At 63.2% G+C, this 5,548-nt stretch carries 6 protein-coding genes; 2 read left to right on the forward strand and 4 right to left on the reverse strand.

Going from position 1 to position 5,548, the window contains the following annotated elements; translation table 11 throughout:
- Nucleotides 1-227 (forward strand): transposase (locus NUV94_07915; GenBank protein MCR4392663.1); only part of this gene is annotated, 227 nt, incomplete at its 5' end.
- Between the two features lie 151 nt (nucleotides 228-378).
- Here the strand turns inward: NUV94_07915 and NUV94_07920 are convergent.
- From NUV94_07920 to NUV94_07935, 4 genes are all read right to left on the reverse strand, one after another.
- Entirely contained in the window at nucleotides 379-966 is a 588-nt protein-coding gene (locus tag NUV94_07920; GenBank protein ID MCR4392664.1) for an HAD-IA family hydrolase, read from the reverse strand.
- Nucleotides 967-969: 3 nt separating this feature from the next.
- Nucleotides 970-1,833: a carbohydrate ABC transporter permease gene (locus NUV94_07925; GenBank protein MCR4392665.1), complete on the reverse strand. Its 864-nt coding sequence runs from the start codon at nucleotides 1,831-1,833 to the stop codon at nucleotides 970-972.
- Nucleotides 1,830-2,744, reverse strand: a complete 915-nt coding sequence (locus NUV94_07930; protein ID MCR4392666.1) for a sugar ABC transporter permease — start codon at nucleotides 2,742-2,744, stop codon at nucleotides 1,830-1,832. The genes NUV94_07925 and NUV94_07930 overlap by 4 nt, the downstream gene beginning before the upstream one ends.
- 94 nt (nucleotides 2,745-2,838) lie before the next feature.
- Nucleotides 2,839-4,116 (reverse strand): extracellular solute-binding protein, encoded by a 1,278-nt coding sequence (locus NUV94_07935; GenBank protein ID MCR4392667.1) that lies wholly within the window; start codon nucleotides 4,114-4,116, stop codon nucleotides 2,839-2,841.
- Between the two features lie 243 nt (nucleotides 4,117-4,359).
- Here NUV94_07935 and NUV94_07940 point away from each other — a divergent pair, with 243 nt between their 5' ends.
- On the forward strand, nucleotides 4,360-5,478 hold the full coding sequence (locus tag NUV94_07940) for a M42 family metallopeptidase (protein MCR4392668.1): 1,119 nt from the start codon (nucleotides 4,360-4,362) through the stop codon (nucleotides 5,476-5,478).
- Nucleotides 5,479-5,548: the final 70 nt, after the last annotated feature.

Consider the following 5,548-nt stretch of genomic DNA (forward strand, 5'->3'; position numbering starts at 1 on the left):
TCCTCGATGCGAAGGCGAAGACCGGCCTGTGGCGGCGGAGGTACAATCGACAGCGGCCGCACAGCGCGCTGGGGTACCGAACGTCTGAGGAGTTCCGGGACGGGGTGAGGATCCCGCTTCTGGAACGCGGCCAGCCTTCGACCTACCACCGGAGGCAGGAGAACGGTCGCAAGAGGCGCGAGGCGGCAGACGAGCCGGGTCTCTACTTACCGGTGGTACGAGGCTAGGGGGCACGCCAGCGGTAGTGGCGTTGAGCGATCTCGCCTACGCGAAGATGGCCTGCGCGCTTCTCCTACCTTGTCTGCCGATTCAGTACGGTCCGTGCGAAGAGTCGGTCAGCTGCGCCGCCCAGCGGGCTTCGTTCACGGGAACGCCGGTTTAGGGTTGGCCGTTGAGGAGCCCGAAGGAGCGCAGATGAACCTCCAAAGTGTCTGGATCGAGAAACTGAAACGCTCTCACCCCGACCCGCAGCGCCCCCGCGACGTTCTCCGGTAAGTCGTCGAAGAACAACGCCTCAGCGGGGTCGCATCGCTCCTCATCGAGGATCCTCCGGTAGAAACTCGGATCCGGTTTGACGAGGCCCATCTGGTGAGATGCGTACACCGCGTCAAACGACGCGAACAGCCCAGATCTCTGAAGCGCAGGCCAGTGAGGATCCATCGTGTTCGTCCCCGCCACCACCCGAACGCGTTTCCGGACCCTGGCGAGCAGCGCCAGCACGGCTGGGTTCAGCGCCGGACGGAATTCCTTTTCCCAAAGCTCCTCTTCGACGTCCCGGCCCGTCTTCTGGCGGAACCGAGACCAGAACTCCTGCGCGGTGATCGCCCCCGCCAGCAGAAGATGGGTGTCCTCCACAGTGAGCGCCCGGAACGCCTCCGCCGTCATCCCAAACCTCGCCGCCATGGCAGGAACCGGGTCCGCGTGATCCACCACAACGCCCCCCAGATCGGAGATCACCAGCTTCACCGGTCAACCCTTCTGCGCCGAGAACAGCTGCGCTCCACCTACAAAGTACCGCGACAGCCCGAAGAAGAGCAACACCATGGGGAGAGAAGCCAGCACCGCTGTCGCCATCATCGCGCCTTCATCGGTGAACTTCTCCTCGGCAAACAGGGTGATGTAGATAGGGATCGTCTGCATCTCGCGGCTCTGAGCGATCAACAGCGGCCAGATAAGGTTGTCCCATTGGGAGCGGAACGTGAGGATGGCTAGCGTGGCGATGGCAGGCCAGCTGCTGGGGAACACCACGCGCCACAGGATCTGCACTTCACTCGCGCCGTCGATGCGGGCGGCGTCGAGGATATCATCGGGAAACGTGAGCAAGTACTGTCGCATGAGGAACACCCCGAACGCGTTCACGAGGAACGGGACGATCAGGCCGGCATACGAGTTCTGCATCCCCAGACTCGTGGTGATGATGTAGAGGGGGATCATCACAACCTGGAACGGGATCATCATTGTCGCCACAATGAGCAGCATGACGGCCTTCCGCCCGCGGAACCTGAACTTGGCAAGGCCGTAGCCGGTGATCGTGGACAAGACGACCGTGCTCAGTGTGATCGTCGTCGCAACGAACAACGAGTTGACCATGTTCCGCACGAAGAAGAACCGCCCATCATTCCCCCGGATCGCCTGCCAGTAGTTCTGCCAGTGGAAGCCCTGGGGGATCCACCGGTATGGGATGCGCGTCACCTCCATCGCCGGCATGAGCGATGCGGTGACCATGAACACGAGGGGGCCGAGGATGTAGACGAGCACCACCCCCAGGACAAGCCACACCCCGGCCGTAGCCAGTGCCGACCGGCCGCGTCGCACGGCGTTCCTTTGCCTCACAGGTAGCTCACCTCTTCCGAACGCGCTACCCGGAACTGCAGCCAGCTCAGGAACAGCATGATCGCGAACAGGATGATGCTCAGGGCGCTCGCCCGGCCGATCTGAAACGTTCGCACGGCCGTGTGGTAGACGTTCAACGTGATGACGTCAATCGGACCGCGGGGTGACCCGGCTTGAGAGAAGAGGTACTGCGTGCTGAACGTCCGCAGACACTGGATCATCGCTACGACGGAGACGAGGAGCGTGGTCGGTTTAAGGAGGGGGAACGTGACCTTCCAGAACGTCTGCCACACGCTCGCCCCATCCACCCGTGCCGCCTCGATGAGCGACCGGGGGATGCTGCTAATGCCGGCGATGAAGATGATCGTGAAGTACCCAACGTACTTCCAGACGTAGACGAGCATCGTTGCGAACTGGAGCATGCCTGGTGCGACGAGCCATCTGTGGTCCACGCCGGGTGTACCTGCGAAGGTGTTCACAAGCTGGTTCGCGATCCCCCGCGGGTCGAAAATGAGGAGCCAGATCGCTGCTGCCACTACGGTGGACACCACGGCCGGCGAGAAGAACGCCAGCTGCAGGAACCGCTGGAACCTCTTCCGTGAGCTGATGAACAGGGCAAGCACGAGGCTCAAGCCCACGAGCATCGCGAACGTCCCCCCTGTGAAGATGCCCGTCACCTTGAGTGAGTTCCAGAAAGTCGGCGACTGGAACAGGTATTGGTAGTTCCCGAACCCGATGAACCTCGGCGCGGCGGAGGACAGGAGGTGCTTCTGGAAGAAACTGAGGTAGAGCGCGTTGAGAACGGGGTAGATGCTGAACAGGCCGAAGAACACGAGGCTCGGCAGAACAAACGCCCATCCCCACCGCCCACGGCGCTCGCAGATCCCGCGCCTCGCCCTTCTCCTCCTCACAACCCCCCGTCCCCTTTGAGAACAGGAGGGCCCGGCACCGTTCCGCCCGGGCCCCCATCCTATCTCAGCTAACCCGCCATGCGGTCACTGAACGCTACTTGTACTCCGCCAGAACTTCGTTGGCCTTTGTGCGAAGCGTTGCCAAGGCGGCCTCCGGGGTCACGCCCTGCAGCATCACCGCTTTCACCGCCTCGTCCAGGAGCTGCTTAAACTCCGGGTTGGCTACGTGCAGCTGCACAAGGGAAGACCGAGCCATGTCCGAAGCGAACACATCGCCGTACGGCTGGGCCGCATACACGTCCGACGCGAGGAGGTCCTTTCGTGGCTGGATCAACCCCACCCGGGTGAGGTACTCCTCCGGGTGCGAGAGCATGTAAGCGATGAACCGCCAGGTCCATTCCTGCGTCTCGAGCGAGCTCTGCGCGTTGACCATGTAGTAGTGCCCGTAGTAGTGAGAAGCGACATCGGTGACCGCGTTCTCGAACACCGGGAACGGGATGACCATCCACTCGCCACTCTCGTAGAAAGCCGGGTTCTCCGTCCGAATCCGCGCGATCTGATAGAACCCGGTCAGACACATCGTGACCTCGTTCCGGTCGTAGTTGAACAGCTTGCGTGCCGGGGTGTAGGTGGGGGATCCCAGGTTCTTCCCCAAAGGGCCCCATTGCTGCATGTAGCGCAGCACCTGCAACCACGCCTCGTCGCCGATCACAGCCGTCTGCCCATCAGGGCTCAGGAACGCCCCCCCGAGCTGCTCCACCATCGCCAGCAGCCACTCCACGTAGTACCCGTAGCGGAAGTCGAAGCCGCGGCGCTTGATGATGTCGCCTTCTCGGATGACGAGCTTCTCCGAAACCTCCATCATCTGCTCCCACGTGCGCGGGTAGTCCGTGTCGGGGTCTAGTCCGACTTCGCGGAAGTACTTCTTGTTCACGAACACGGACCAAATCGTCAGCTCAAGGGGCAGCCCGTAGAGCTTGCCCTCCCTGTAGACCGGATCGAGGGTCCCCTCCAGATACGCTCCGAGGATCGAGTCCACGCTCGCGTAGCCCACCCATTCCGGTCGCAGCGGGGCCACGCGCCCCATGACCAGATACGGGTAGGCGTCGTTCACCTCGAGGTTGAACATGTCTGGGCCCTTGCCGGCCGCGAATGCCGTCAGCAAGACCTCGGCGATCCGCGCCGATGGGTACGTCACCCGCTCGATCGTTACGTGGGGATAGAGCGCCTGGAAACGCCGAATGTACTCCTCCTCCAGCGGGGTTCGATTCGGATCTTCATGCGTCCAGAATGTGATCTTGACTGGATTTGACGCTATCGCTGCCAATCCCAATGCCAGGAGCACCACGAGAAACCATGCCGCTCGCTTCATGTGAGTCACCTCCTTCGAGCCTGTCGAGCCGCCTTCCACGTCGCCGCCCTTCGCGCGGCATCCACAGACGGGTTCCCTCCACACGCTCGCATTTGGACGCCTCTCACCCCCCGTACGGGGTCCCCGGCTGCACCCAGGGCCAAACATGTAAGGCGCAGTATAGTCCCGTAGCGCGAAGTTGACAAGGTGCGGCGAACTGCCGACGTGGTAGACTGACGCATCTCATTGACAGGAGGGCACACGATGGACAAAGGCAGGTACGCGTTCCTGGAGCGATTCCTCACCACAATCAGCCCGTCGGGGTTCGAGACCGATGCGGCGGCGGTATGGCGTGAAGAGGCAGCCACGTTCGCCCAGCGGACGTGGGCGGACCTCCACGGGAACGCGTTTGCGTCCCTCAACGAGGCTGGCGCTCCCCGGGTCATGCTCGCCGGCCACATGGACGAGATCGGGCTCATGATCTCCCACATCACGGACTCGGGGTACCTCTACACCCGCCCCATCGGAGGTTGGGACGCACAAATCCTTCCCGGCCAGCGGGTGTGGGTCCACACCAAGAAGGGCTGCGTGCTCGGCGTGATCGGCCGGAAGCCGATCCACCTGCTTGCGGACGAAGACCGGAAGAACGTTGTCAAAGTCGAGGACCTGTGGATCGACATCGGCGCCAAGTCGAAGGCCGAGGCGCAGAAGAGGGTCGAGATCGGAGACCCGATCGTTCTCGCCCATGACCCCGCCCGCCTCTCTGACGATCTCCTCGTTGCACGGGGCGTGGACGACCGGATCGGGGGGGTCGTGGCCCTCGAAACGCTGCGCCACCTCAAGGCCCTCAAGCCCAAGGCCGCGGTGTTCGCTGTGGCCACCGTGCAGGAGGAGATCGGCCTCCGCGGGGCGCGGACGAGCGCCTACGGCCTGGACGCGACCGTAGGGATCGCCGTGGACGTCTGCCACACCACCGACACCCCCGGCACAGAGGGCGAAAAGAAGAAGCTGGGGGAGATCGGTCTCGGCAAGGGGCCGGTGATCGCCCGGGGCCCAAACATCAACCCCAAGCTGTTCGACCTCCTCATCGCGACGGCCAAGAAGGCGAAGATCCCATTCCAGATTGAGGCCGCCCCGGGCGGCACGGGGACAGATGCCAACGCGATGCAGCTGAGCCGAGCCGGGATGGCGACCGCCCTCGTCTCGATCCCCAACCGGTACATGCACTCGCCGTGCGAGATCGTATCGCTCAGGGACGTCGAGAATGCAGCGAAGCTCATCGCCCACACTGTGGCGGGGCTGACCGCGAACACCGACCTCGTGCCCGGGGAGACGAAGAAGGCGCCGGCGCCCTCGACGGCCCGGAGGCGTCGGACGACCTGACGCGGGACGTAGAGAGCTAGTGTCTTGTCAGCTTACTGAGTGAGCGGAGGATCTGGTCGGCGGTCTTCGT

The sequence above is a fragment of the Candidatus Acetothermia bacterium genome, from assembly GCA_024653305.1.
Lineage (GTDB): Bacteria > Bipolaricaulota > Bipolaricaulia > Bipolaricaulales > Bipolaricaulaceae > JACIWI01.

Coding starts and splice junctions, on each gene's coding strand:
- NUV94_07940 (MCR4392668.1), top strand. CDS start 4,360: ATGGACAAAGGCAGGTACGCGTTCCTGGAGCGATTCCTCACCACAATC.
- NUV94_07935 (MCR4392667.1), bottom strand. CDS start 4,116: ATGAAGCGAGCGGCATGGTTTCTCGTGGTGCTCCTGGCATTGGGATTG.